This window comes from Gemmobacter fulvus (assembly GCF_018798885.1).
GTDB classification, from domain to species: domain Bacteria; phylum Pseudomonadota; class Alphaproteobacteria; order Rhodobacterales; family Rhodobacteraceae; genus Gemmobacter; species Gemmobacter fulvus.
Map to the genome: position 1 here is coordinate 96,342 of NZ_CP076364.1, position 25,998 is coordinate 122,339.

General features: G+C 62.1%; 23 protein-coding genes and 3 pseudogenes. 16 read left to right on the forward strand and 10 right to left on the reverse strand.

What is annotated here, in order from left to right:
• Positions 1-120: 120 nt before the first annotated feature.
• The 9 genes and pseudogenes from KM031_RS20465 (at position 121) to KM031_RS20505 (ending at position 8,426) form a co-directional block, all read left to right on the forward strand.
• Positions 121-1,530, forward strand: coding sequence for a tyrosine-type recombinase/integrase (locus KM031_RS20465; protein WP_215507997.1), 1,410 nt, complete (start codon positions 121-123; stop codon positions 1,528-1,530).
• A complete protein-coding gene (locus KM031_RS20470; RefSeq protein WP_215507996.1) occupies positions 1,527-3,350 on the forward strand; it encodes a hypothetical protein in 1,824 nt (607 codons plus the stop codon). Before KM031_RS20465 ends, KM031_RS20470 begins: the two co-directional genes overlap by 4 nt.
• Complete coding sequence (locus KM031_RS20475; RefSeq protein WP_246567494.1) at positions 3,347-5,494, forward strand: site-specific integrase; 2,148 nt, start codon at positions 3,347-3,349, stop codon at positions 5,492-5,494. Before KM031_RS20470 ends, KM031_RS20475 begins: the two co-directional genes overlap by 4 nt.
• A complete protein-coding gene (locus KM031_RS20480) occupies positions 5,491-5,928 on the forward strand; it encodes a hypothetical protein (RefSeq protein ID WP_215507992.1) in 438 nt (145 codons plus the stop codon). Before KM031_RS20475 ends, KM031_RS20480 begins: the two co-directional genes overlap by 4 nt.
• Positions 5,929-6,085: 157 nt before the next feature.
• Positions 6,086-6,316, forward strand: a pseudogene (locus KM031_RS20485) (DUF6915 family protein); the annotation flags it as partial.
• A gap of 1 nt (position 6,317) precedes the next feature.
• A complete protein-coding gene (locus KM031_RS20490) occupies positions 6,318-6,512 on the forward strand; it encodes a hypothetical protein (protein WP_215508036.1) in 195 nt (64 codons plus the stop codon).
• 68 nt (positions 6,513-6,580) lie between these two features.
• Positions 6,581-7,018, forward strand: a complete 438-nt coding sequence (locus KM031_RS20495; RefSeq protein ID WP_215508034.1) for a hypothetical protein — start codon at positions 6,581-6,583, stop codon at positions 7,016-7,018.
• Positions 7,015-7,893: a DUF7007 domain-containing protein gene (locus tag KM031_RS20500; RefSeq protein WP_215508033.1), complete on the forward strand. Its 879-nt coding sequence runs from the start codon at positions 7,015-7,017 to the stop codon at positions 7,891-7,893. Before KM031_RS20495 ends, KM031_RS20500 begins: the two co-directional genes overlap by 4 nt.
• Before the next feature lie 104 nt (positions 7,894-7,997).
• Positions 7,998-8,426 carry an antirestriction protein gene (locus tag KM031_RS20505; RefSeq protein ID WP_215508031.1) on the forward strand — a complete coding sequence of 143 codons (429 nt, stop codon included), beginning with the start codon at positions 7,998-8,000 and terminating at the stop codon, positions 8,424-8,426.
• Positions 8,427-8,440: 14 nt separating this feature from the next.
• Here KM031_RS20505 and istB read toward each other — a convergent pair whose 3' ends face one another.
• Both istB and istA read right to left on the reverse strand, forming a co-directional pair.
• Positions 8,441-9,235, reverse strand: a complete 795-nt coding sequence (gene istB, locus KM031_RS20510) for an IS21-like element helper ATPase IstB (protein ID WP_215508045.1) — start codon at positions 9,233-9,235, stop codon at positions 8,441-8,443.
• Entirely contained in the window at positions 9,225-10,760 is a 1,536-nt protein-coding gene (istA, locus tag KM031_RS20515; RefSeq protein ID WP_215508047.1) for an IS21 family transposase, read from the reverse strand. Before istA ends, istB begins: the two co-directional genes overlap by 11 nt.
• Before the next feature lie 50 nt (positions 10,761-10,810).
• Between istA and KM031_RS20520 the strand changes: the two genes are divergently transcribed.
• Positions 10,811-10,933 carry an antirestriction protein gene (locus tag KM031_RS20520; protein WP_215507970.1) on the forward strand — a complete coding sequence of 41 codons (123 nt, stop codon included), beginning with the start codon at positions 10,811-10,813 and terminating at the stop codon, positions 10,931-10,933.
• A gap of 48 nt (positions 10,934-10,981) precedes the next feature.
• Here the strand turns inward: KM031_RS20520 and KM031_RS20525 are convergent, their stop codons facing one another.
• From KM031_RS20525 to KM031_RS20540, 4 genes are all read right to left on the reverse strand, one after another.
• Positions 10,982-11,899 carry a nucleotidyl transferase AbiEii/AbiGii toxin family protein gene (locus KM031_RS20525; protein WP_215507969.1) on the reverse strand — a complete coding sequence of 306 codons (918 nt, stop codon included), beginning with the start codon at positions 11,897-11,899 and terminating at the stop codon, positions 10,982-10,984.
• Positions 11,889-12,710 (reverse strand): type IV toxin-antitoxin system AbiEi family antitoxin, encoded by an 822-nt coding sequence (locus KM031_RS20530; RefSeq protein ID WP_215507968.1) that lies wholly within the window; start codon positions 12,708-12,710, stop codon positions 11,889-11,891. Before KM031_RS20530 ends, KM031_RS20525 begins: the two co-directional genes overlap by 11 nt.
• A gap of 325 nt (positions 12,711-13,035) precedes the next feature.
• Positions 13,036-13,284 carry a helix-turn-helix domain-containing protein gene (locus KM031_RS20535; protein ID WP_215507971.1) on the reverse strand — a complete coding sequence of 83 codons (249 nt, stop codon included), beginning with the start codon at positions 13,282-13,284 and terminating at the stop codon, positions 13,036-13,038.
• Between the two features lie 238 nt (positions 13,285-13,522).
• On the reverse strand, positions 13,523-14,182 hold the full coding sequence (locus tag KM031_RS20540) for a flavin reductase family protein (RefSeq protein WP_215507967.1): 660 nt from the start codon (positions 14,180-14,182) through the stop codon (positions 13,523-13,525).
• Between the two features lie 87 nt (positions 14,183-14,269).
• Between KM031_RS20540 and KM031_RS20545 the strand changes: the two genes are divergently transcribed.
• From KM031_RS20545 to KM031_RS20560, 4 genes and pseudogenes are all read left to right on the forward strand, one after another.
• Entirely contained in the window at positions 14,270-14,956 is a 687-nt protein-coding gene (locus KM031_RS20545) for a GntR family transcriptional regulator (RefSeq protein WP_215507966.1), read from the forward strand.
• An 87-nt stretch (positions 14,957-15,043) separates the two neighbouring features.
• Positions 15,044-15,229, forward strand: a pseudogene (locus KM031_RS20550) (DUF8835 domain-containing pootine); the annotation flags it as partial.
• A 66-nt stretch (positions 15,230-15,295) separates the two neighbouring features.
• A complete protein-coding gene (locus KM031_RS20555) occupies positions 15,296-15,697 on the forward strand; it encodes an MbcA/ParS/Xre antitoxin family protein (RefSeq protein ID WP_215507963.1) in 402 nt (133 codons plus the stop codon).
• Positions 15,694-16,395, forward strand: a complete 702-nt coding sequence (locus KM031_RS20560) for an RES family NAD+ phosphorylase (RefSeq protein ID WP_215507961.1) — start codon at positions 15,694-15,696, stop codon at positions 16,393-16,395. The genes KM031_RS20555 and KM031_RS20560 overlap by 4 nt, the downstream gene beginning before the upstream one ends.
• A 220-nt stretch (positions 16,396-16,615) precedes the next feature.
• Here KM031_RS20560 and KM031_RS20565 read toward each other — a convergent pair whose 3' ends face one another.
• Positions 16,616-16,912: a hypothetical protein gene (locus KM031_RS20565; RefSeq protein ID WP_215507959.1), complete on the reverse strand. Its 297-nt coding sequence runs from the start codon at positions 16,910-16,912 to the stop codon at positions 16,616-16,618.
• Positions 16,913-17,088: 176 nt separating this feature from the next.
• On the opposite strand from KM031_RS20565, the pseudogene KM031_RS20570 reads away from it, so the two are divergent.
• Positions 17,089-19,680: pseudogene (locus KM031_RS20570) on the forward strand (strawberry notch-like NTP hydrolase domain-containing protein); the annotation flags it as partial.
• Positions 19,681-19,949: 269 nt separating this feature from the next.
• Complete coding sequence (locus KM031_RS20575; protein WP_215508018.1) at positions 19,950-22,391, forward strand: TOTE conflict system archaeo-eukaryotic primase domain-containing protein; 2,442 nt, start codon at positions 19,950-19,952, stop codon at positions 22,389-22,391.
• Positions 22,392-22,461: 70 nt separating this feature from the next.
• Here KM031_RS20575 and KM031_RS20580 read toward each other — a convergent pair whose 3' ends face one another.
• From KM031_RS20580 to KM031_RS20590, 3 genes are read right to left on the reverse strand one after another with little or no spacing between them, the layout of a single operon-like run.
• Complete coding sequence (locus tag KM031_RS20580) at positions 22,462-23,472, reverse strand: tyrosine-type recombinase/integrase (protein WP_215508017.1); 1,011 nt, start codon at positions 23,470-23,472, stop codon at positions 22,462-22,464.
• Complete coding sequence (locus KM031_RS20585; RefSeq protein WP_215508015.1) at positions 23,469-24,380, reverse strand: tyrosine-type recombinase/integrase; 912 nt, start codon at positions 24,378-24,380, stop codon at positions 23,469-23,471. Before KM031_RS20585 ends, KM031_RS20580 begins: the two co-directional genes overlap by 4 nt.
• A complete protein-coding gene (locus KM031_RS20590; RefSeq protein ID WP_260692214.1) occupies positions 24,377-25,909 on the reverse strand; it encodes a tyrosine-type recombinase/integrase in 1,533 nt (510 codons plus the stop codon). Before KM031_RS20590 ends, KM031_RS20585 begins: the two co-directional genes overlap by 4 nt.
• Positions 25,910-25,998: the final 89 nt, after the last annotated feature.

Here is a 25,998-nt window from a genome sequence, read left to right on the forward strand (position 1 = left end):
GCCAGCCCCGGCCCGCTCTCCATCAAAAGGGCCGTAGGGACGGGGCTGGCGGCGTTTCGGTTTTAGGGCGACTGGAGTCGCGGGCGTCGTTTGTTGGACGCGAACGCCTTTGGAGGATGGATGACGCAGCTTTATTTTACCGACGGATCGGCGCTGCGCGCGCCGGTTTCGGTCGAAGGCGTTGCGGTCGATCTGACAGGGGTCGCTGGCAGGATCGGTCTGATGGATGGCATGCCGTTCTTTCTGGATCGGGACGGAAGCTACTTGCATGACGTGAACCGGTTCTTTCGCGCCTGTCCGACCATGGGGGTGTGTTCGCGGCACAGTTTGCGTGCCTACGCCCATGACATTTTCGTCTGGATGCGGTTTCTGGAAGAACGGCGTGGTGGCAAGCAGCTTTGGCGTGCCGACTACAACGATGTCATCGCGTTTCACCATGCACGGCGTTTGTCCGATGCACCGTTCCAGATTTCGGCACCCAGTTGGAATAGGGCGATCGCGGCGCTCGACAAACTGTATCGGTGGGCTCTCGATGAGGGACTGATCGCATCCTCGCCGTTTCGATACGACCTATCCTTTCGTCATGGGCAAGGGCGGGGAGCGCCGAAGGTGGTCGAGGGCAACAGGGCGCGGGAACGTGCCGCGCGCCCGCATGACATGCAATTCGTTGATCTCGGGCGCTACCTCGTATTTCGGGATATCGGCCTGAAGGGTAGATTGCCGGACGGGTCCGAGGACCCAGCTTGGCGCGGCCGCAATGGGGAGCGGAATGCCGTGTTCGCGGAACTGCTCGTTACGACGGGGATGCGCCTCGGCGAGGCGGGAAGCCTGATTATTGACGAACTGCCTCGGTTGACCTCCGACAGCCCGCGGATACTTCCTTTCGATCTTCCGGGCGTGATCACCAAAGGCGAACGCCCGCGACGCATCCGGTTGCCTCGTCGGGTACTCAAACTAATCGAGGATTACAGCGATATCGAGCGCCAGATCGCCCTGGCAAAGACCCCGCCTCATCCGGCCGTCCCGCTCGTATTGTCACCCGATGGCCGCAACGCCGTCGATGGCAGTGGCCGACGCGTCGCCCTGACTAGGCTCCGTCCGCAAGATCGCCAACGGCTGCTGCGATCGCCGGACGGGAGGGCTGAACACGTGTCGCTCTGGCTCACCGAACGCGGCCAGCCCGTGTCGTCGGGCACTTGGGAGGTGGCATTTCGCAGGGCAGGCCAGCGGTGTCGGGCTTTCGGCCTCGATATCACCGTCACGCCGCACATGCTGCGGCACACTTTTGCGGTCAACATGCTGTCGATGCTGATCCGCGAACAGGTTGGCGCAATCTTCAACCCGACCGATGCGCACGGCGCCGCCTATCGCCAGATGCTTGGCGATCCGCTCCGCCATCTCCAACACCTCCTCGGCCACGCGAACATCACCAGCACCTACATCTATCTCGACAGTCTTGCCGAGGCGCAGGAACTCGTCGATGCAGCGGCGGACCGCTGGACTGCCGAACTCATGGCAGACGACCGATGAGCGGCAAATCCGGCGTCTCACAGCCGCGCCCGGGGCGACGCGCGAGCTTTCCCGAACACCTTCCCGATCCAGGTCCCGCCGCTGCCATTGCCATCGCCGCGCGCCGTTTCGACATTACTCTGGCCGGACGGACCACGACGCTAGACCTGACGCGTTTGCCCGGTCGGGCTTCGCTTGCGCGTTCCTTCACTCAGGCACTCTGGCAGGCGTGTCAGGTAGGTGGCCCAGCCGGCACCGTCCGCACCGCCACGTCTTTGGCCGAAGCGGTCTATCGGTTCTGGCGCTATCTCGATGCGACAGGCTCGCCCCTGCAGGCTCTGGTCGAGATGGATGTCGCCGTCATTGATGGGTTCGACGCCTGGATGGAGGAGAGCGGGCTTCATCCCAACCATCGCCTCCATCTGATGGGCGACGTGGTGGGCCTGCTGCGGTTGGCGGACGCGGGAGAACCAGGACGCCTTTCGGAAGAGGCCTCACGCCGATTGTTCTATGTAAGCATGCACCCGGGTGTTCCACCGCGCCCGCGCGATGCCTACAGTGACCATGTCGCGGTGGCCCTGAAGGCAGCCGCGCGTGCCGATGTTGCCGCGATCATGCAGCGGTTTCGGTCAGCGCCCGTGAAGAAGTGCAAGACACGCATCGATCGGTTGGAGATCGACGCCTTCGCCGAGATCGACCGTGTCGGGTTCATTACCTGCAAAAGTTTTCTCTTCCGCCAGCTCTACGCGGCACGGGACTTTGGGGGGTTTTCCAATGAGGGGCTGAGCGACAGGATGCATGGCACGCGGCATCTGCTCTTGGGCGATCTGGTTGCCCTGTTCATCCTGCTGTCGCTGGAGACCGGCCTCGAGATCGAGGCGATCAAGTCGCTGCGTGCCGATTGTCTGAAGAACCCTTCCAGCGGATATGTCGAGATCGAGTATTGCAAGCGCCGCGCCCGCCATGCCGAGTGGAAGCGGCTCCGGGTTCGTGATGGAGGGTCGGGCACGCCGGGCGGTCTCCTGCGCCTTGCCATTCAATGGACTGCGACCGCGCGGCGCCATCTCCGGAGCGAACAGCTTTTCACCTATTTCTGTCGCGGCCGCCTGACCGATGTCGTGCTGCCGATGCAGTCGACCAGAAGGATCTGGATCAGAGATCACGGGCTGCAAGGTGATGACGGGAAGAGGTTGAAACTCTGCCTCTCGCGTTTGCGCAAGACGCACAAGGCTGCGTGGTATCGTAAGACCGGCGGTCAACTGCGCCGGTTCGCGGTCGGTCATACTGTCGAGGTCGCGGCGAACCACTATGCAGACATTCCGGCCCTGCGACCGACCCACGAAGCGACCATCGCCGAGGCGATGATGGACGCCGTCGAAGATGCGTTGCGGCCCACCGTGTTGACGCCGGAAGCCGTGGCGGTAGCCTTGGCCGCTCCTCCGGCACAGACAGGTTTGCCGGAGGGGATGGCAACCGATGTTCCGGCCTTGCTGTCCGGCAAACAGGATGTGTGGCTGGCAAGCTGTTCCGGCTTCTACAGCAGCCCCTTTGCCAAGTCGGGCGAGGCTTGCCCGGTACCGTTCTGGGGCTGCCTCGAATGCCGCAACGGTGTCATCACCACCCGCAAGCTTCCCGCGATTATGGCGTTTCTGGATTTCGTTGTGGACCAGCGCAAGGTTATGACGAAAGCTGATTGGCAGTCGAAGTTCGGACTGGCCCACCACCGGATCGATACGCAGATATTGCCGCAGTTTTCAGAGGCAGATCTCGAGACCGCGCGTTCGCTCGCCGCCGGTCAGCCGCCACAGATCTACCTTCCTCCGGAGGCGGGTCTGGCATGAGAGCAAAACCGGTCATCACGACTGCAAGGCCATCGCTGCCATCGGCAATCCATCCCGATGACGCCAATATTCTCGTGGGTAGGCCGCTGAGACCCGGAACGGACCGCTCAACGCTGCCCCGCTTCGGGGACGATCTCTGGGACCTCGGTCCAGCGATGTTTCGAACGAATGCGCGCCCCTCCTATTTTCGGCTGAATTTCGGCACCTTCGAGGATCCCGCGCTTCGGCGATTGGCAAAAGAGTATGTGCTCGCCCGCCTTTCCGCCCCGCTTCGGAACTACCGGGCTCCATGCAGCCCCTCCACCGCCATAGGCACCTTGTCATTCGTACGTCATTTCGGGGAGTTCCTGCGCGAACGCACTGGCTCAGTAGAACTGGGGCGCGTCGATCCGCGACTACTGGACGCTTATCTGGCGGATGTGCGGGCAGACCCGTCGCGCTCGTCGCAACAGGTCCGCCTCTATATCGATGTTCCCATCGACCTTCATTATTTCGGGCCATGGGTGACCGGGGGCGGTATTCCCTTCCTGCCTTGGGGTGGGCGCACCGCGAGCAACGTCAGCGGTCGGAGCCGGACGAGCGCGGAGAACTCCACGCCTCGGATCCCTGAGCCGGTCATCGGCGCACTGCTCCATTGGTCGATGCGATATGTCGATGTCTTCGCCCCCGATATCCTTGCGGCCCGCGAAGAGCTGGATCGTCTTCAAGCCCACTCTGCCCAAATCCTCGCGGAGGATGCCCGTCAGGGCCGCCACGAACGGTATCGCTACCGTCTGCGCGCCTGGCTCGAGGCCCGCCGGGCGGAAGGGCGGGGTGTGCCACTTTGGGAGCGTCGTCCAAACACCACCCGCGGCATTCCTGATCCCGCAGTGGGCGACGCGTATAATTTCAGGCTGATGTGCCTTCAGATCGGCTGTCCCCGAACCGGGACTCTCAGCAAATCCACCGCGACCGTCAGCATGTTGCAAAAGATGGCGTCTGAGATGGGAACCGAGGTCGGCGGCATGGATACCCCGATCAGCCTCGACCCCGATACCGGCTTGCCCTGGCGAGAGCGTTTCGACACGGACAGCTTGCAGCATGAAGAACGAATGTTGCAGGCGGCTTGCTACATCGTCTGCGCGTATCTGACGGGGATGCGCGACAGCGAGTTGCAGGACATGGAGCCGGGCTGCGTTTCGGTTGAACGCAGTGCCGATAACCTGATCGAGCGCTATCGGGTACGCAGCACCGTCTATAAGCACCGCGAGGCGGCGGGTGTTTCCGCCGATTGGATCACTATCGCGCCGGTCGCCCGAGCGGTCGATGCTTTGGAAGTCCTGTCACGGCGCGCACGCGGCGACCGCGACCTGCGATCTCTTTGGGTCTCGTTGAAGCCTTGGGACTGGACGGCGGACTATCTGGCCTCACAGGCGGCGCCGATCATCAAGATGTTTCGCGACGGTCTGGATGCGCGGGTCCCAAACCCGCCTGCCATTCCACATGTCGACGGACACCCCTGGCATTTCACCACCCGGCAGTTCCGGCGCACCATCGCATGGTATATCGCGAACCGCCCCTTCGGCGTGATCGCCGGAAAGATCCAGTACAAGCATGCCTCCGTGGCGATGTTCGAGGGCTATGCCGGCGCGCCGCACGGCGATTTTCGCCGGGCGGTCGAGCAGGAATGGGTGCTTGGCCAACTGGACGATGTCGTCGCCTATTATGAGGCCTACCTGCAGGGCGACGAGCCCGGTGGGCCAGCATCGTCCCGTCTCAAGCAGGAGTTCGACCACGTCCGGGATACCCTCGGTGATCTGCCCGGGCGCGTCCTCGACCAGAAACGCCTGCGAACGATGCTAGCGCATCTTGGAAAGACGTTGCATGTCGGATTTCTGAACGATTGCTTCTTTGATCCCGCCAGCGCCCTCTGCCTGCGGCCCGACGACAAGCCGGTGGCTCCGGTAATCTCGCGTTGTAGCCCGGACCGCTGCCCCAATTCCTGTCTGACTACGCGTCATGTTGCACCTTGGCTGGCCTCGATCGACGAGGGGGAGCGCCTGCTACAGGGCAACACCCTGTCGGCGTTTCAGAAGGTGGCCATCACTCAGGACAATGATCGAAAACGCCGACTGATCGCGCACTTGGAGGACCCGAAGGTATGACACAGCCCGTCAGTCAGAAGACCGAAGACGCTTTGCGCGTCGCTATGAAGCGCCTGCTCGACGGAACCTCCGTCCATACCGACGGGCGCCTCAACGTTGCCAATCTCGCGCGCGAGGCGGGTGTCAGCCGGGCTACGGCCAACCGGGCCACAGCCGTTCTCGCGGAATTCCGTGTGGCTGAGGCGAGGTTTCGGTCGGGTTCGGTCGCTGGATTGAAGGCCCGCATCCGCGAACTCGAAGCTGAGCTGCGGGCGGCACGCGGTGGTGAGTTGGCCGAGTTGCGCGCGACCGTGCGGACATTGGCACAGCAAATCCAGATCCTCGCGCTACAGGGCGAAGAGCAACGCCGCCTGATTGCGGTTCTGGAAGAGCAGATCGCGCGAGCTGACCCGAAAGTCCTGCCGTTCAGGCCACCCTCCCAGGGCGGTGCTTGAGGCGTCGAAACCGAAGAGGGAGAGGAAAGTGAGGTGGGGGTGAAACAAGGATAATAAGAGAGGGAGCCCCCAATGAACTGTCTCACCGATGCCACCCAAGAAAACCCCAATGACGGCAAGAGGTTTTCCAGAAGAGACGGATTGACTGTCCAGATAACATGCGGCCGGGATCTGGCTCTCGGAGGCGGTTTTCGGGGCGACGATCACGCTCTCGACGGGCCGGATCATCCCGACCCGCTGGGTCGGTGAGCAGCATGTGCGGGAAGATCTGGGGTTCATCCCGAGCTTCACCGACTGGGTGAAAACGATCCGGCCCGAGCCGTGGATGGGCCGGGCCGAGAAGATCGAAGCCTTGGTCGATCCGCATCTGGCCCCGTCGGTCCGCTGACATGTGCAGAGCCTATCAAGACCTTTGCCTGCCGCCCGAGGCGTCGAACCTGACGGTTCTGCGCACGGCGATCCGGCTGCTGCATCCCGACACGCTGGCCGTCCGCGGCTGGCGCGCGGCGCGCAAGCGTTACTACCGCGATCTGCTCAGCGCCCACCAAGCGGCGCAGGACCAGGCGCGCGTGCAGCCGGGCTGACGTCCGCTTCAGCCGCTTCCATCGCGCCCGGCCACTGGGGTCGGGCGCCCTCATTTCTGGAGGGCCCAATGGCCGACTACTTCACCCACTTCTCCTGCGTCTTGGACGCAAGCACTCCCGAGAAGGCCGCGCATGCACTTGATCTCCATGTCCGTCTGCTCGCCGAAGACGAGGCTTCCGGCGAGCCTGAGCATGGCGGCTTCGCGCTGGCGCTGCAGGACGGGCCCGGCACTTCGGTGCTCTGGTTCCATGATGATGGGCAGGGCGATGTCGACAGGCTCATCACATTCGTCCTGCGCCTGGCTGCCGAGGTCGACCTGACGGGCTTATGGGGTTTCGACTACGCCCTGACCTGTTCAAGGTTCAGGCTGGAGGCTTTCGGCGGCGGCGCCCATGTCATTGACCTCGGCGCGCGCAAGAGCATCGGCTGGATCAGTACCCACGAATGGCTGACCGCGGCATTGAATGGTGAGGATATCGACGCGGTGGAGGCGCTGCTCCAATGAATGCCGCCCTTCCGACCCACGCGCCCGTTTCCTGCCCCGTCCCGGACTTCGGTGTCAGCTCCGACGGCCTCTTTGTCGCCCGGCTCGGCGATGCCGCCTTTGCCATGATCCCGAAGCGGAACGGCGGGTACTTCCTGGGCAGCGGCTGGAGGCTGTCGAAATCCCTCTCGGACTGGACGCGCTCGGACTTCTTTGGTCATGGCGGGGATGTCGGCGACGAAACTGCCTTCCGCGCCCTGGTCCATGAGCAGACCGAACATCAGGCAGAGAAGGCTGCCCTCGGTCGACGCGAATCCCGCACTGCCGCTAGCACGCCCTGGGGGCCGTCGCAGGGCGCGGTCTGCCATGGCGAGGGAGTGGTGTTTCACACGACCGCCGGGCACGGTGGCTTTCATCTCTCGCCCGAGCGCAATGCCAAGGTGCATCCCCTTCTGCGCAACGTGGCGGGTTACTACGAAGAGGACGCCGCCTGGTCCGCCGTTGCCACCGCCTGGCCAGATCTCTTCACGGCCCTCGAGCGGCGGCAGGCCGAAGAGGCCCTGCGCCACAGCTGGCCGGATGCCTGGGAGGCCATCCACGGTCGGGCGCTCCGCCCCGGCGAATCTCGCGCCCGGGATGCCGAGGCCTTCGCACAGGATCATGCGAAAGACTGGGTCGTGATCTCGGCGATCCATTCGGATCACCATCCCGGCTTCACCGAGGTCGTCGCCACCCTCGGCGGGCAGCGCGACCCTTCCGCCCAAGAGCGTCGCTTCATCGTTCCCTCCAAGGACTACAAGGTCGGCCCCTTCGGCTTCGTCATGGATGAAACCCGCCATGTCGCCTATGACGGCCCGTCGAGCTTCATCGGCTGGCGCGACCGGGGCAGGGATTGACCTCGGCCCGCCGCCGTGGGGAGCCAATCACGACGGCTCTCGTTGGCGGCGGGTCGAGAGAGTTGCTGAAGTGCGTTCCTCACCCCTGAACCGGAGGATTTCCGATGATCCTGACTGCCAACGCCGCCACGCCCGCCACCCTCGTCCCCGAAGCCCGCCGCATGTCGTTCCTTCCGGGTCTCTTCGGTCGCAAGTTGATTCTGGTTGGCGAGCGCACCGTCTATCAGTTCATGTCCTTGCTCGCCCCGGACGACTACACCGTGGGCATGTGGCATTTCCATGAACTCGGGGGCCAGCCCTTGTTCCTCTCGCCCGCAGCTGAAAAACGCTTCCGCATCTCTTGCGAGACGAACGGCTACCAAGGCGAGGTCTCGGCGGAAGCGGCGGGCCTGATCGCCACCCTCTTCGCTCTCTCACACCTGTCCTTCCAGCAGGAATCCGACCAGCTCGCCGACGCCTACTTGCGGCTTTGCGCTGTTGATTTCCACCCAGAACTGAGCCGGGTTTTCCATCGAGAATTGAGCCACCTCTGACTATGGATTTCGGGTCATGTTGGGGTCAAGGCATGGTTTGCGTCCTTCTTTTTTCGGGCTGCTGCGGCTGAACTTGCTTTGAAGCGGAAGCTGTCGTTTCCGGTCTCGAGGATATGGCAGCGGTGGGTGAGGCGGTCGAGCAAGGCCGTGGTCATTTTGGCATCGCCAAAGACGGTGGCCCATTCGCTGAAGCTGAGATTGGTGGTGATGACGACGCTGGTGCGCTCGTAGAGCTTACTGAGCAGATGGAACAGCAACGCCCCACCCGAGGCGCTGAACGGCAGATATCCGAGCTCGTCCAGGATCACCAAGTCGAGGCGGGTCAGGCTTTCGGCGATCTGACCGGCCTTGCCTTTTGCCTTTTCCTGCTCGAGGGCGTTGACCAGTTCGATGGTCGAGAAGAAGCGAACCTTGCGGCGGTGATGCTCAACGGCCTGTATGCCAATGGCGGTCGCGACATGGGTCTTGCCGGTGCCCGGCCCGCCAATCAGGACGACATTCTGGGCCCCGCCCATGAACTCGCAGCGGTGCAGCGTCCTGACGGTCGCCTCGTTGATCTCGCTGGCGGCAAAGTCGAAGCCCGAGAGGTCCTTGTAGGCTGGGAAGCGTGCCGCCTTCATATGGTAGGCGATGGACCGCACCTCGCGTTCGGCCAGTTCGGCCTTCAGCAGTTGCGACAGGATCGGAATGCAGGCTTCAAACGCCGGGGCACCCTGTTCGATGAGATCCTCTACGGCTTGGGCCATGCCATACATCTTCAGGCTGCGGAGCATGATGACGATAGCGCCGGCGGCGGGGTCATGACGCATGGCGGCCTCCCGCGACGATCTGGCTGCGCAGTGCGTCATAGCGTTCGACATTAGCTTTGGGTTCACGCCGCAGAATTAGCGCTTGCGGGGTATCCAGCGGCGGACCACCGATCACCTTGCCGTCGACCAAGCGGTGCAGCAGGTTCAGCACATGGGTCTTGGTCGGCACGCCCTCGGCCAGCGCCAGTTCCACGGCGGTCAGCACGGCCTGTTCGTCGTGCTGCACGACAAGCGCGAGGATGTCCACCATCTCTCGGTCACCGCCGGGTTTGCGCAGCATCTGATCCTGCAACTGTCTGAAGGCAGGTGGTAATTCCAGGAATGGCGCACCATTCCGAAGAGCCCCGGGCTTCCTTTGCACGACCGCCAGATAGTGCCGCCAGTCATAGATCGTCTTCGGGGGCAGCTTGTGGCTGCGCTCGATCACCCGGGCGTGTTGGCACAGGATGTTACCCTCCGCCGCCACGACCAGCCGGTCAGGATAGACCCGCAGACTGACGGGCCGGTTCGCGAATGATGCCGGAACGCTGTAGCGATTGCGCTCGAAGCTGATCAGGCAGGTGGGTGAGACGCGCTTGCTGATCTCGATGAAGCCGTCAAATGCCACTGGCAGCGGCATCAGCGCGGCTTTCTCGTCAGCCCAGACATCCGCGATCGTGCCGGGCAATGTGCCATGGGCGGTCTCGTGCCATAGCGCGATGCAGCGCTCCTCCAGCCAAGCGTTCAGCGCGGCAAGATCAGGAAAGGTTGGCATGCCTTGCAGCATTTGATGGCGGGAGTCGCGGACGTTCTTCTCGACCTGTCCCTTCTCCCACCCTGCCGCTGGATTGCAGAACTCCGGCTCAAAGACATAGTGGTTCGCCATCGCCAAGAAGCGGATGTTGACATCGCGGGCCTTTCCGCGGCCCACACGATCCACCGCCGTCTTCATATTGTCGTAGATGCCGCGTTCCGGCACGCCGCCGAAGACCCGGAATGCGTGCCAATGAGCGTCGAACAGCATCTCATGGGTCTGCAAGGGGTAGGCCCGCAAGAGAAAGGCACGGCTGTGCGACAGCTTGATATGGGCGACCTGAAGCTTCGTGCGCTCACCGCCGACAACCGCGAAGTCCTCGCTCCAATCGAACTGGAACGCTTCGCCAGGGCGGAAAGTCAGCGGGACGAAGGTGCCGCGCCCCGTCGTTTGCTGCTCGCGTTGTCGATCAGCCCGCCAGTCCCGGGCGAAGGCCGCAACCCGGTTGTAGGAGCCGGTGAACCCGAGCGTCACCAGATCGGCGTGCATCTTCTTCAGGGTCTGCCGCTCTTTGCGTGGCTTCCCGGCATTGGTCTTCAGCCAGCCCGCCAGCTTCTCGGCAAAAGGGTCAAGCTTGCTCGGCCGCTCCGGCGTCGCGAACTTCGGCTCTACTGTGTCCGCAGCAAGATGCTTGGTCACAGTATTGCGTGACAAACCTGTGCGCCGCGCGATCTCGCGGATCGACAGCTTCTGTCGCAAGTGCATACGGCGAATGATGTTCAAAAGTCCCATGTGGATCACTCCGTTGCCCCCGCCGCTCGCCGCTTCGAGGGAAGGTTCACATGGCTCAGTTCTCAGTGGAAATTACGCGCCTACCCGGCTCAGTTCTGGGTGGAAATCAACAGCTTTGCGCCTTCGCCGGGGACCATCCCGAGGCGGGCAAGATCTTCAAAGCCATCGACTGAGAGGACCCATCATGTCCTGCCCCCCCGCACGACGGGGCGGGGCATGGCTCAGCCGAGGAGCTTCAACAACGCGTCGCGTTGCGCGGTATGTTTTCCGGAGTTGTCGCGCTTCAACTTGTTCAGGTTGAGGAGTTTCCACTTCACGGCCGGTAGGTCAGCAGCTTGCGACCGGTCGATCGCCGCAAAGTCAGGCGCTCCGTCCTGCAGTGTCAGGAGGAACTTCCTGGCCTTGTCATCGAGCCTCGATTGCAGATCGGCGACCAGTCTTTTGCGGGTCGCCAAGAGTGTGTCGAGAGGGACGGGTGTCCTGGTCATGCCCTCGAATTCCCGCGCATAGGGTTGCGCGAGATCAATCAGGTTGGGATCGAGCAGCTCATGCGCCGGGCGCGGGGAGCTGGCAACATAGATCAGGAAAGTAAGGAACAGGTCCTGCGTCAGGCCTTCGTTTTCGTAAAGAAGCGTGACGTCGTAGAGATCCCGGGGGTGCTGCCTGTCCAAGGCGGCGTGCAGCTTTCCAGCGAACAGGTCCTCGAACGAGACGATCTGCATTTCGGCATAGCCGTAGGCATCCTCGACGGCGGCCGAGACGGCCCGAGTCTCCGGGTCGTGGACGACGCCCCGGGTCACGGGTGAGGTTTCGATTTTGATCTCGGCATTCCCAAGACGCGCCAAGAGCCGCGTGGCCCCGCCGCCGCCTCCCTGGATGGGCTGAGATTTCGCGCCGCGGATGCCGGTCTTAATGGCCGCCGCAAGGCGATCCATCGCGGCATTGATCTCGGCCAGGCTCTCGGTGCGTTCCTTGATTGGCAGGTAGGTCAGGTCTATGTCGACCGACAACCGCGGCAGGTCGCGGTAGAACAAGTTGATCGCCGTACCGCCTTTGAGCGCGAAGACACTTTCGCCCGCGACATGGGAAAGGACGCGTACCAGGAGTGCAACCTGGGCTTCATAGGTCTCACGCGCCACTCTCGGCCTCCGGTTTCACGAATTCTTCCGGCACCACGATCCGGTAGTGTGGGTGGATCTTGCCGCCTTTGATCAGGGCTCGGTCGCCGCTTCCGAGGTCGAAGGCCTGCGGGTCGATCCGCTTGCGCCAAGGATGATTGTGACGGTCGGCGAAGACGAAGAACAGGCGCTTGACTTTGATCTTGCGGCACGCCTGCAAGAGGTCAGAAAGCAGTCTCGGGCGCAGGTTTGTCAGGCTCTCGAAGACCATGTCGAGCGTGTGAAAACTTTCATTGTCGGGCAGTTCGTCCATGGCTTCCAAGATCGCGCGCTCCGGCGTCGACATCGTGAGACCCCAATCCCATGGTAGGCCCGTCCTGTTACCTAGGGTCACGCCGAGCTTCGGATCGGCGAACAAGGACCGGGGGCGGATATTGATCGGGACATCCGTCGGCAGTTTGACCAACCACTTCGGGATACTGTCGCCATAGACCCAGACCGGGGCGCTTTCCCCGAGGCGCAAGTAGTGGGCATGTCCCTGTTCGCCAAGCGCCGTCGTGCCACCGACGTGCAGATCATGGCCCATGATGTGCTGCATGGACAGGATGCAGGTCTTCCAGTTGATGCTGTTCGACGGCGGGGTGCTTGGGGTGTTCGGGAGCGGCCGGCGGAAGACACCGCGGGCGATACGGTCCAGCCAGCCGCGTTTGACATAGTCGCGAAAACTCTCATAGGCGATGCCATGCGAGACGAGCCATGCGGCATCGACCAGATACCCGGCCGGCACAGCGTCGATCAGCTTCTTCAGGTTTTGTGATCTTACGGCGTCCATGACACCTAAAGTGACATGTTTCTAAAGAGAGTGCCACTGGTTACTTTGGAGGAAGACGGTTTTCAGCGTTATAGACGCTCCAAACTGCAGATCGTCAAAGAGCTTGGTGAGCGGCTTCAAACAGAGGGAGATCCGACGAAGCATGGTATCATGATGGCCGCCGTGCTGCTGTGATTGCCGACTGTCGGTTCGGGCGCCTCCCGGCGTGCCGCCGGGACCGGGCCTTGGTCCTGCGGGGGCTGTTGAAGAAGTCCGATGTCTCTGATTCTGTTGGCTGAATGTAAGCCGACGGGCTTGTCATGTGCCTTGATCCAGACATTCATCCTCATGCCCGCGGCTCCGCCAGCAGGTCGATGCCGAGCGCGCTGCACAGGCGCAGATAGGTGTCGAGTGTCGCCTTGGCGGTGCCGCGCTCGATCTTCGACAGGTTGCTCTGATCGACCCCAGCGCTGCTCGCGAGGTCGCCCTGCTTGATGGCGAGCGCTTCACGCCGGGTGCGCATGAGGTTGCCGAGTTCTGTCGCGCTGTGGATCTGCAGCTCTGGCCAAAGGTTTTGGTTATTTCGCCAAAACATAGTGGGCAGGGACGTTCCAGGCAACAAATTTGGCCGATCAGCCAAATTCGCATCTCAGACGGCGAAGGTTCGCACCATTTTGGTTATCAAGCCAAATCAAGCAGACGGGCGCGCTTGAGCGGATGCGCCTCGCGTTATCATTCTTTTTGACGATTGCGCGCCAAAAGCGCGACAGATTCCGCGCCATTTGCGCGCCATCAGAACCGAGTGATCTTGGTGATGACGGCTAAAAGGGCATTCAGATACCGGAGCGCCCCTCAAGGCCAGCCTGCGCATCACCATCTGATCCGGGAACGCGCATCTCGAACACGTTGTCGATCACCGTATAGTCGAAATACCCCAACCGTGCGATGGGTCGGATCGCGGGGACGTCAAGTCGGCCGTCCTGTCGAATGACACGGTCGTCGATGTGGATTTTTTCCACGCGCGCAAACACGATGTCGATTGTTCCGACAGGCGAGTTTCCTTTGATGCGGTGGGTGGACAGGTAGCGACACTCGAACTTGACCGGGCTTTCACGCACCATCGGAATCGGAGCGTTGTCGGCATAGTCGCGCGTGACGGTCAGATGATCGAATTCGGTTTCACCGGGCGGCAAGGCCATTGCGCTGAGATTGACCTGCTCGCGCAGATCCCATGTGGCCATGTTCCAGACGAACCAACCGGCAGTCTCGGCGTTGATGACCGTGTCCTTGCGCCGCCCATCCGGGTATTGATTGGCGGAGAACATCACCATGGGCGGGTCGAAGGACAGGTTCTGCCATTGGCTGTAGGGGGCGATGTTCTCGACTCCCGTGGGGCCGACCGAAGACAGCCACCCGATCGGCCGGGGGATCGTGCAACTCTTGAAAGGGGAAAAAGGCAACGGGCTCGGTTCGAGATGGGGGGCATATTTCATGGCTGATTTGTCCTCGGCTGCTGTGCATTAAGTAACATATCACCGATATATCGGTTGCATGGCAAGTGATTCCTTGCCAAGACCGCCGTGTCGCAAGAGCGGCTTTCAGTGAGTGCGGGGGGAATCATGGGTAGCCAGTCGGATCAGGCCGTTGCGTTGCTGCAGGACATGATCGAACGGGGAGAGCTGAAGCCCGGCTCGATGGTTTCGGAACGCGGGCTTGTGGAAGCGACCGGATTGGGCAGAACGCCGGTGCGTGAAGCGCTTCAGAGGCTCGCCCTGACCCGGATGCTGCGGATACATGCCAGCAAGGGGATCGAGATCCCGGCTGTGTCGGTCGAGGATCAGCTTAATGGGCTCGAAGTCCGCCGCGTGATGGAACGCCTGTCCGTGCTGCTGGCCTGCCAGCGCGCGACATCGAAAGACACCGGCGAGCTGGCCCAATTGCGGGCAACTTTGGCTGACGCGTTCGATCTGCGCGGCTATGCCGAAACCGTGCGGCAGACCCACGCAGTCATCATTCGCGCAACAGGCAACCCTTATCTCGAAGCCGCACTGACCCCACTGCAAAGCCTGTCACGCAGATTCTGGTTTCTGCATGTGCAGGACGAGACCAAGGAAATCACTGCGGGAAAGGCGCTGCACACAGCCATCCTGTCAGGCGTCATGGAGCGCGATGCCGATGCTGCTTGTGCCGCATCACTGGCGCTGAACGACTATCTTGTGCGCTTCGCACTTGCGACAGTGTCAGAACGGGCAAGACCTGCGTCCTGACTGCCGGGCGTTCCCACGACAAACGCCCCCCTCTCTCCATCACTTTTCTACACCGGACAGGGAGTGGAGGGTTCAGACGGCCCCGACCCGACCCGGCAACCGCCCACCGAGGACGCGGAAGAGGTCGTGACCGAGGCGCTGCGCGATCTGGCCCGCTGGCTCTACCGCCAGCTTGAGGCCGAATATGACCACCTCACCTCGGACGAGGCCATCGAGGAAGGGATCATCGTCAACGAGTACACCTTCACGGAAGGCGGACGGCGCTTCGGGTGATGATCAATGACGACGCGCAGTTCATTTGATCTTTACAATAGGGTCATATGAACTATGTTGAGGGCGATGGAGGACGACATGCACGTCGCAGAGAAAATCCGGGAACCTGCACAGGTCAACGCCGTCGCGTTGAAGGCCTATGCGCGCGTGGCCGATGCCTGGGGCCTCAACCTGAACGAAGCGGCTGGCCTTGCCGACATGACGGTGAGCACGTGGAAGCGTGCCAAGAAGCCGGACTTTGCGGGAGAACTGACCAAGGATCAACTGCTGCGACTCAGTGCGGTGATCGGCATCTACAAGTCGCTCGAACTCTACTTCTCTGAGCCGCTCGCGCGAAGCTGGTTCACCCGACCGAACACAGGGCCGCTGTTTGGGGGTAGCCGTCCGGTTGACATCGCCATCGACGGTGGCTTGCCGCAGATCCTCGCAGTGCGGACCTATCTCGATGCCCTTCGTGGTGGGGCATGAAGCAGACCGAGATTTCTGATCGCGGTCTCGTTCGCCTCCTGCCCGCCACCTACCACAAACCGCCATCGCTGCGCGGTCTCGTCGATAGCGATGACGAGATGGCGATCTTGGCAGAGATCGAGGGGCTGACCAGTGGCCGTCTTCTGGCCGAACGCGGGCGCAACCCGCATCTGGACCCGCGCGAGCTTGCCTGGCAGCGACGCAGCCGCGATCTGCGCATCTACGGCGACAGCCATGTCAATGCAGCCTTCACCTATACCCGCGCAGGAGGGAACCGCTTCAACATCGAGGAGCGCGGAGCTTGGTATTGCGCATGGGAAGTGATGGTGTCCGTCAGCGAAGTGGCCTGGCACCGCACGCGCGAACTTAGCTTTACGGGCAGCTTCCATGACAGCGCCCGCTATGTGGAACTGCTGGCGGATTTCATCGGGATCTTCGATGATCTGACCGATGAGCGGGAACATCCGGCGCTGCATCCCGATCCGGCCGTTGGATATCCTGAGGGGCAAAACCTAGCCCAACATCTGCGCCGATCGGGATCCCGCGGTCTGATTTACCCATCAGTCCGGGCGCCTGCTCCTGGCGGGAATTGTCTGGTCTGCTTCGAGCCGCACGCCATTCAGAACGTCCGACCGGGCGCATCCTGGGATCTTGTTTGGGATGGGACAGCACACTACTCGATTACGGCTGTCGGCTGACCAGTCAGTGTCCGTGCGCCCTTGGAGGTCCGAAGAAATGAAAGCACCTAGCGACATCAGCCCCGACATCACAACCTTGAAGCGATGCGACCATCAGGCGTTCTTTGAGGCGTTGGATTCCCCGGGTTCACCGACCGAGGCGCTGCGTGCCGCTTTTCGCAGGCGAAAGCACCTCCGTGCGGGTAAGCACGATTTCACGCAGTCCGACGAGTGATGTTCGTCACTTGTTCCCGTCGATCCACTTCGACATCAGGCCCTTATCGCGAAAGCATTCATCCGGGACAGCGCGGCGCTTGATGCGAGCGAGACGCTCGGCAAAGGCGACCTGCTTGGATGATGGCCGGCTGTCGAGCGCGGAGAGGGGTTTCATCTGCGCCTGCGCGTCGATCCAGGCGCTTAAGGAGCGCCGATCCTGCTGGATCTCCCACGGCAGCAGGGTCTGGTTTCGCAGGGCCAATGACCGCGCATAGGCGATCTGACGCGGGGTGGTCGGCAGGGCAAAGGTCGTGGCTTCCATGGGATATCTCCCTTGTGGCGTTGAGTTTATATATAGAACATTACGGGAACAAAATCAAGTCGCGCATCCGCAGTTCCGGGGTTTGAGAGGCAGAGGGGAGCGGGAAAAGGTTAAGCCGAAGGGGGAAAGAGAGAGTGCCCCGCCGGTTTGTACTTGTCCCAATCCGGAGATCCTCGATGACGTTTCAGACTTCTCTTGCAACCGCGCAGCCGCTGGTTGCACCACTGCAATGCACCGACACTGCCGCCGCTATTTTGATCGTGGCGCAATCCCTGCAGCCCGATCTGGCGCAGGGCTTCCAGATCGACGCCCTGCGCCTGCGCCTCGAGATGGAGCGTGCCTTCGGCGGCTCCGATGCGATGGGCGCTTGGGATTGGAAACTGGCCTATGAGGCGGGCGAGGCCGCACTTGTCCTCTTCCTGCGGAAATTCGGCCGCGCGCTGCTGGCCCGGGCTGGATCACTTGCCGCACTGATGCCGATCCTCGCCAAAGTTTCGGGGCTTCTGCCAACCCATACGCGACGGTCTGAAGAAATGGAGCGCTTCCAGCAATTCTCGACGCCCCTGCCCATGGGACTCGCGGCGCTCGCCGCCGCGCAGATCACGCCATGCGACCTGGTCCTCGAGCCGTCGGCCGGGACCGGGCTTCTGGCGATCCTCGCCGAGATCGCGGGCGGGAGCCTCGCGCTGAACGAGTTGGCAGACACCCGCGCCGACCTTCTGCGCTTGCTGTTCCCGGGCTGCCCGGTCTTTCGCTTTGACGCCGCGCAGATTGACGATCATCTCGACGCGGGCGTTCGCCCGAGCCTCATCCTGATGAACCCGCCCTTCTCGGCGGTTGCCAACGTCGATGGCCGCAACACCGAAGCGACGGCGCGGCATCTGCGCTCGGCGCTTGCCCGGCTGACCCCTGGTGGACGGCTGGTTGCCATCACGGGTGCGAGTTTCGCGCCAGAAACGCAGGCCTGGTCCGAAACCTTCGGTCGCCTGACCGAGTCCGCGCATCTGGTTTTCACCGGCGCGGTGTCGGGAGCCGCCTTCGCCAAGCATGGCACCAGCTTTGAGACGCGGATCTCGGTCTTTGACAAATGCCGTGGCGGCGAGCAGGGCGGCGTAACGGCTGACCTGCGTCAGCCGATGTCTACGGACGTTGCGCATCTTCTCTCTCGGATCACGGCCGAGGTCCCGCCGCGTCTCGAGTTGGATCAGGCCGCCATGCCAAGTTTGGGCCGCTCTTCGCTCTTCTTGGGAAGCTCTGCCCCAGCCACGCGCAAGACCCTCGGCACATCACGCGCGACCACTGTGGCCCAGCCCGATCAGTCGGATGCACAAGTTGGGGTTGAAGATCTGGCCTATACGCTGCGCGATGCGACTGAGGAGGCCAATACCGCGCGCCTTTCCGATGCGATCTACGAGACCTTCCGCCTGCAGACGATCGACATCCCCGGGGCGGAACCGCATCCAACCAAGCTGGTGCAGTCGGCCGCCATGGCCTCGGTCGTACCGCCCAAACCCAGCTACCACCCCAAGCTGCCCGCCGCCGTTCTACGCGACGGCATGCTCTCTGACGCACAGCTCGAGACTGTGATCTACGCTGGTGAGGCTCATTCTGCGCACCTCGCTGGATCGTGGTGCGTCGATGAAACCGGCGACATGGTCTCGGTCGCGCCTGACGATGCGCCGGACGCCGTCCACTTTCGCCGTGGCTTCTTCCTTGGCGATGGCACGGGGGCGGGCAAGGGCCGTCAGTCGGCCGGGATCGTGCTCGACAACTGGGTCCAAGGCCGCCGCAAGGCGCTCTGGATCTCGAAAAGCGACAAGCTGCTGGAGGATGCGCAGCGCGACTGGTCTGCGCTGGGTCAGGAGCGGCTGCTCGTCACGCCGCTCTCGCGCTTTGCCCAAGGCTACAACATCCCGCTCACCGAGGGCATCCTTTTCACCACCTATGCGACGCTGCGCTCGGAAGAGCGCGGGGCCAAGAAATCCCGCGTCGACCAGATCGTCGATTGGCTGGGGGTGGATTTCGACGGGGTGATCCTGTTTGACGAAAGCCACGCCATGGCCAATGCCGCAGGCAGCAAGGGTAATCGTGGGGACACGGAAGCCTCGCAGCAGGGCAGGGCGGGCCTGCGCCTGCAGAACAAGTTGCCCAATGCCCGCGTGGTCTATGTCTCGGCCACGGGTGCGACGACGGTCCACAATCTCGCCTATGCACAGCGGCTCGGGCTCTGGGGCGGGGAGGATTTCCCCTTCGCAACCCGCGGGGAGTTCGTCGAGGCTATCGAGGCGGGCGGCGTCGCGGCGATGGAGGTCCTCGCCCGCGACCTGCGCTCGCTTGGCCTCTACACAGCCCGATCGCTCTCTTATGACGGCGTCGAATACGCGATGCTGGAACATGCGCTCACCCCCGAGCAGCGCTGCATCTACGATGCCTATGCAGGGGCCTTCGCCATCATCCACAACAACCTCGCCGCCGCGATGGAGGCGGCGAACATCACGGGTGAGAACGGCACGCTGAACCGCCAGGCCAAATCTGCCGCGCGCTCAGCCTTCGAGTCCGCCAAGCAGCGCTTCTTCGGCCATCTGTTGACTTCGATGAAAACCCCCACGCTGATCGCGGCACTTGATGCTGATCTCTCGGCAGGCCATGCGGCCGTCATCCAGATCGTCTCGACCGGCGAGGCACTGATGGAGCGCCGCCTGTCGGAGATCCCGACCGAGGAGTGGAACGACATCCGCGTCGACATCACACCGAGGGAATACGTCTTATCCGGAACTCCGGATAAGACATAATATGCCGCATCCGCGTTATGCAGAGCGCGGCGCTTCAACTCGTTGATCTGCTGTTTCATTTTGGGATCTCCGCTTGGCATAATCATGATGCCTCTGCTCTCAACCGCAGAAGGACACCCTGACATGACCTCCCCCTCCAACTCTCACCCCGGCGGCGCGGCAGCCAACGGTCGCGGAGGCACGCTTACAGCGTGACCTTTTGACCGCTATGGTTGGATGGAGTGGAAAAATGACGGAAATTACAGGTGGTCGACAAGGGCAGCACGGCGGCACAATTGGCGCGAGTTCGGGCACGGCTGGCCGAGCTGGATAAGGAACAACGTCAGCTTCTGCAGGAGCTTTCGGCGCTGGAGGCCCAACAAACCGCAGAAATAGCCGCGCAAGCCAAACGTCCATCCTTTGAAAATGCCCCTGTCACCAACATGTCGACGTCGGGCGAAAAGGTCGAACTGTTCCGCAACCTGTTTGCTGGCCGCCCGGACGTGCTTCCGGTGCGATGGGAAAACCGCAAGACAGGACGCGCCGGCTATTCGCCTGCCTGCTTCAATGAATGGGTGAAAGGCATCTGCGGAAAGCCGACCGTCAAATGCGGGGACTGCAAGCATCAGCGGTTCATACCCGCCAACGCCGGCGTCATCGAACGGCACCTGCGGGGCGGCGAGGGCCCTTCGGCTGATTTCGTGGCCGGCGTTTATCCTTTGCTGCGGGATGATACCTGTTGGTTCTTGGCAGCAGATTTTGACAAAACGTCTTGGGCAGAAGACGCCAGTGCCCTGCTTGCAACTTGCCGGACGAAGGGTGTGCCTGCTGCACTGGAACGGTCCCGCTCGGGCAATGGGGGCCACGTCTGGATATTCTTCGCCGAACCTGTGTCGGCTCGGGCGGCTCGCCAGCTTGGATCGACACTGATCACGGAAACAATGGAGAAACGGCCAGAGATCGGATTTGCTTCCTATGACCGCCTCTTTCCGAACCAGGATACGATGCCCGTCGGCGGCTTCGGAAACCTGATCGCCCTGCCGCTGCAGCACAGCGCGCGGAAGGCCGGCAACAGCGTCTTCCTCGATCCGGATCTCCAGCCGTACGACGACCAGTGGGCATTTCTGTCGATGCTGCCAAGAATGTCGGCGGAGGCGGTAACCAGTATTGTTGCAGCCGCAGAGGTATCTGGTCAGGTGCTGGCAGTCCGGATGCCGGTTGATGATGAAAATGCTGACGAGCCGTGGAAAATGTCGCCGTCGCGCCGCCCGAAGGCGAAACCTGAGAATCTGGTAACCCCGAGCGCCGTCAAGGTAACCATCGCCGATCAGATCTACATCGACCGGACAGGGCTGCCCTCTGCGATGATAGCCCAATTGGTTCGCGTCGCGGCGTTCCAGAACCCGGAGTTCTATCGGGCACAGGCTATGCGACTGCCCACATTCGGAAAACCTCGCGTGGTCTCCTGTGCCGAGCTGCATCCGCGCCACATTGCCTTACCTCGAGGCTGCTTTGATGAAGCTGTTGAAGTCCTGAGCGAACAAGGTGCGAAAGCAGAACTGGACGACCAGCGGAGCAATGGAGCCCCGCTGCCGGACACGGTCAGATTCCTTGGCGAGCTTCGGCCGCAGCAACAGCGCGCCTTCGACGCGCTTGCAGCCCATGATACTGGCGTGCTCGCGGCGACCACAGCCTTTGGCAAAACCGTTGTCGCTTCCGCCCTGATTGGTCATCGCGCCCGAAACACGCTGGTTCTGGTCCATCGTCGGGAACTTCTCGACCAGTGGGTTGAGCGGCTGAAGACGTTCCTTCAGATCGACCCCAAACAGATTGGTGCAATCGGCGGCGGAAAGCGAAAACCGACTGGTGTGGTCGACGTGGCGCTGATCCAGAGCCTGGTCAGGAACGGCGAAGTCGACGACATCGTGGCAGATTACGGTCAGCTTATCGTTGATGAGTGCCACCATCTGTCAGCAGCGAGTTTTGAACTTGTCGCGCGCAGAACGAAGGCGCGCTATATCGCCGGTTTGTCGGCAACCATCGCCCGAAAAGATGGGCATCATCCCATCATCTTCATGCAATGCGGTCCCGTTCGGCATCGGGTGCATGCCAGATCACAGGCTGCTGAGAGTGGCATTCGTCATCGGGCGCGTGAGCGTCACACGCGGTTCAAACTGCCTGAAGTGCTGGCGATGGCCGAACGACCGTCGATGCCCGCGATCTACGCGGCGCTGGCAGACAACGATGGGCGGAACGATCAGATCTTTGATGATGTGCTGAAATCGCTCGAGGCGAAGCGCTCCCCGATCGTCTTGACTGAACGCAAAGATCATCTGGATTACCTGCAGCAGCGGTTCTCGAGTTTTGCGAAGAACCTGGTCGTGCTGCGGGGAGGCATGTCGGCGAAAGACCGGAGGTCTGCCGCCGCCGCGCTGAATGTCCCCGATGACGAGGAGCGGTTGATCCTGGCGACAGGACGCTACATTGGGGAGGGCTTTGACGACCCCCGGCTCGATACCTTGTTCCTGACGATGCCGATCGCGTGGAAGGGAACACTTGCGCAGTATGTTGGCCGTCTGCACCGACAGCATGACGGCAAGAAGGATGTTCTGGTCGTGGATTACGTCGACAGCGCCGTCCCTGTTCTCGCCAGAATGGCCGCAAAGCGTCGAACGGGATACCGCGCCCTCGGCTATGTGATGGAATAGCAGCGCCCCACTTTGGGCGGGACGCTGCTGTTGAATTGGGCGCGCGGAGCGCAGGACGGTGAAGTATCCACTATCGCGGCTTTGCGCCGGTTGCGGCAGCGAGGATCGACATGAGTTTGTCCGAGGGCGGCCGAAACTTACCCGGCTTGATCAGCGGGGCGTGGTGGGCATCAAGAAGGGCCAACTTCTCAGTCGGATCCGCGCGCAAATACATCTCGGTCGTCTGGAGGCTGGCATGACCCAGCCAAAGAGCGACCTTGCGGACATCGCCCGTGGCCTGAAGCGTGTGCATGGCGCAACTGTGCCGCAGCACATGCGGGGTCACGTGCTTGTCGGCAATCGAAGGGGTAGCGCGTTCTGCTGCAGCAACATGTTGACGGAGCCGGTAGGCAAAACCATCACGCGACATCGGACCGCCATCGCGATTCAGGAATAGTTCCGGCCCGAAATCGTCGGGACGAACGGCTAGCCAAGCCCGAATGGCTGCTTGCGTCTCCTTCCAGAGCGGCAGCACCCGTTCCCGACGGCCTTTCCCGAGCACACGGATGCTGGCGAACGATCCCCTTGGGAAATCGTCCATCCGAACTGCGAGAAGCTCAGACGCTCGCAAACCTGCGGCATAGGCCAGGTGAAGCATTGCCCGATCGCGCTGCCCGGCAGGAGTTCTGTTGTCTGGGGCTGCAAGTAGGGCGCGCACCTCGTCCTTCGTCAGGTAGTCGATCAGTTTTACATCTGTGCGTTTGACGGGCAGCGCCCTGACCATCATCGCTTGTTCGAGGCAGGCTGCGCGCCTTGGCTCAAGGAAGCGGAAAAACGCTTTGATCGCAGCCAGTCTCGCATTACGGGATCGAACAGTATTGGCGCGTCCTTCTTCGATATGCTCGAGGAAGGCCCTGATCAGCCTGACATCGAGATCCTCAATCGCGAGGTCTGATGGCTGCCGTTTATAGTGCGCAGCCGCAAACCGCAGCAGCAGGGTGAACGCGTGGGCATAGGCGGCGATGGTATGTTGGCTGGCGCCACGCTCATGAGGCAGATGCTTCTGCAGGAAAGCCGACAGGTCTGGCGCGAGCGGGGTCATGCTGCACCCCCGATCCACATCTCTTCCGCCCTTGCCGCGATCATTTGCAACAAGACAGGCGTGGCCTCGAGGTACCAATAGGTATTGTTGATATCGACATGGCCGAGATAGGTGCTCAGAGCCCGCATGTGCCGCAAGACGGACTGCGGATCAGACCCGCAGCGTTCGAGGGATCGAACCGCGAAGGTGTGGCGCAAATCGTGTAGCCGAGGGCCGGGGCCAGTCGGACGGCGATACCCCAGCTTGCGCACGATCCGAACGAAGACCACGTGCGCCCTCGTCGCCGTTGGTGCGTGACCGTGCCCGAGCACGAAAAGGTCATGACCGGCATCACGGACGATGCGCCGCCGATCAAGATAGCGCTCCAACGCTGCACGGGTCGAGGCGTGAAGCGGGACGAGGCGGCTCTTGCCAAATTTGCCCTTGCGTATCATCAGGCCATCTTCCGTCAGGTCGTCGCAACGCAGGGACAAAGCTTCCGAGATGCGAAGACCTGTAGAGGCCAGCAACCCGAACAGCGTGTGATAGGTCTGTGGGCTGATCGGGGACAGGCCCGGAACCAGTAGTGCCTCCGCTAGGATGCCACTGATCTGGTCGTGCGAAAGGATGTAGGGCGCAGGTCGGCGGCGCCTTGACCGGCCGAACAATCCTGCCACCGGAACCTCATGTTGCACGTCCTCTGCATGCAGAAACATCGCAAAGACGCGGGCCTGATCATACCGGTCTTGCGCTGAATTGGGCGTGGCCGCGCTGCCCACCCACGCGAGGATCAGTGACGCGGTGACGCGCTCATCGGACCGGTCAGCGGCGAAGGCCGCGAAATCGTGCAAGGACTTCTCATGTTTGTTGAACCCCTTTCCGAGGGCGCGGTGCAGGTTGATATAGCGGTCAACATGGCGGTGAATCATGCTGAATACCCCGGCCAAGGCTGGGCAACCGCCCCCAGCATATCGACATCGACCTTGGCGTAGATTGCCGTGGTGTCGCGCGACGTGTGGCGAAGAGCAGCCCCAATCTGATCGAGTTCGGCCCCATCGCGTAGCCATGCGGAGGCCAGCGAATGCCGAAACACATGCGAGCCGGTTGGCAAACCAACGAAACCGCTGCGGGACAGGACGCGTGAGACGATACCGGCAATCTCAGCGGATGAACGAAATGGCGTGAAAGGGGCCTGAGTGCGCAAGAAGACCAGATCGGATGCAACCACCGGGCGTGCGTCCTCGATATAGGTGAGCAGCGCGTCGCCGACGTCCTGCGGCAAAGGCATGAACACCCCGCGTCGGCTCTTGCCGTGCAATCGCAACCTGCTCGCGCGCCAGTCGATGTCGGCGAGGCGGAGCTGCCAGATATCGCCAGCCCGCAGGGCCATCCGCGCGAGAAGCAGGATGATGGCGCGGTCCCGCACCTCAACGGCTGTGACTGTGCCGCAGGACGCGACGATCTCTTCGATGGTCGAAGCCGGGATCGTCTTTGGGACGGTGGAAAGCCTGCGTCGCACCCCTGACGGCACCGCAAGAAGCAGCGACGGAGCACAATGTCCTTGGCCAATCATGAAGCGTAAGAATGTGCGCAGTACTGTTATCGTCATGCGGGCTGACGATCGAGAGCGATCCTCGCCCTGATCCAGAACAATCGAGCGGACGGCCGCTGCGGTGAACCCCTGCGGTTCCGATCCAAGCTTCATCAGCCAGCGGCCCAACTCTTGCTGATAGCGCCGGATCGTCTCGGACGTGGCGCCGCGCTCCCGACGCATCCAAGTGGTAAAATCGGCGAGACGTGGATCGGCCGGTGGTTCAGTGGCCACCGTCACCGGGATCAATCCTTCTATTCTGAGGAAAGCCACGAAGGCGCGCGCACCACGGCGACGATCCTTGGTGCCGGTCCCCGCTACCCGTTTGCCGCGCTTCGTTTTGATCCCGCATTGGCAGTCGTGCTGGGCAAACAGCTCGATCAGGTCACCATCGATGCCTTCTCTCGGAACTCGCATTTGCAGGGCCCATTCGGCGAAATGCCGGGCCTGGCTGATGCGGGAGCTGTAGGTGACCCTGCTGTAGCCTTGGGTCGCGAGGTTTGCCGAAAAGCCGGCCAAATGCGGGCCGAGCCGGGCAACCGCATCAGGAATAGCAACCTGACCAGCACCTTCGAGATGCCGCAAAAATCTGCGGGCATCGGTGATGTAGCCTGGGTCCTGCAACTGTGCAGCACTATAGCGACCGCACCGACACCGGTGCCGCGCAAAACGATCGACCGCCGCAGCATCAAGATCCTTGATCGCGACACGTCGGTCGGCGGCCCACTTCAGGAAATGCCGTGCCGCACTGAGAGCGCCAGCGGACAGGTTGGGATTGTCCGCAAGATAGGCGTTTACGAGTGCTTGGTCGACGACAGCCCCGTTGGCTGCCGCGCCGCCGGGGTGAGAGTTGGAGGGGGAGGTCATGTCAGGGTGTCCTTCTGCGGTTGAGAGCAGAGGCATCATGATTATGCCAAGCGGAGATCCCAAAATGAAACAGCAGATCAACGAGTTGA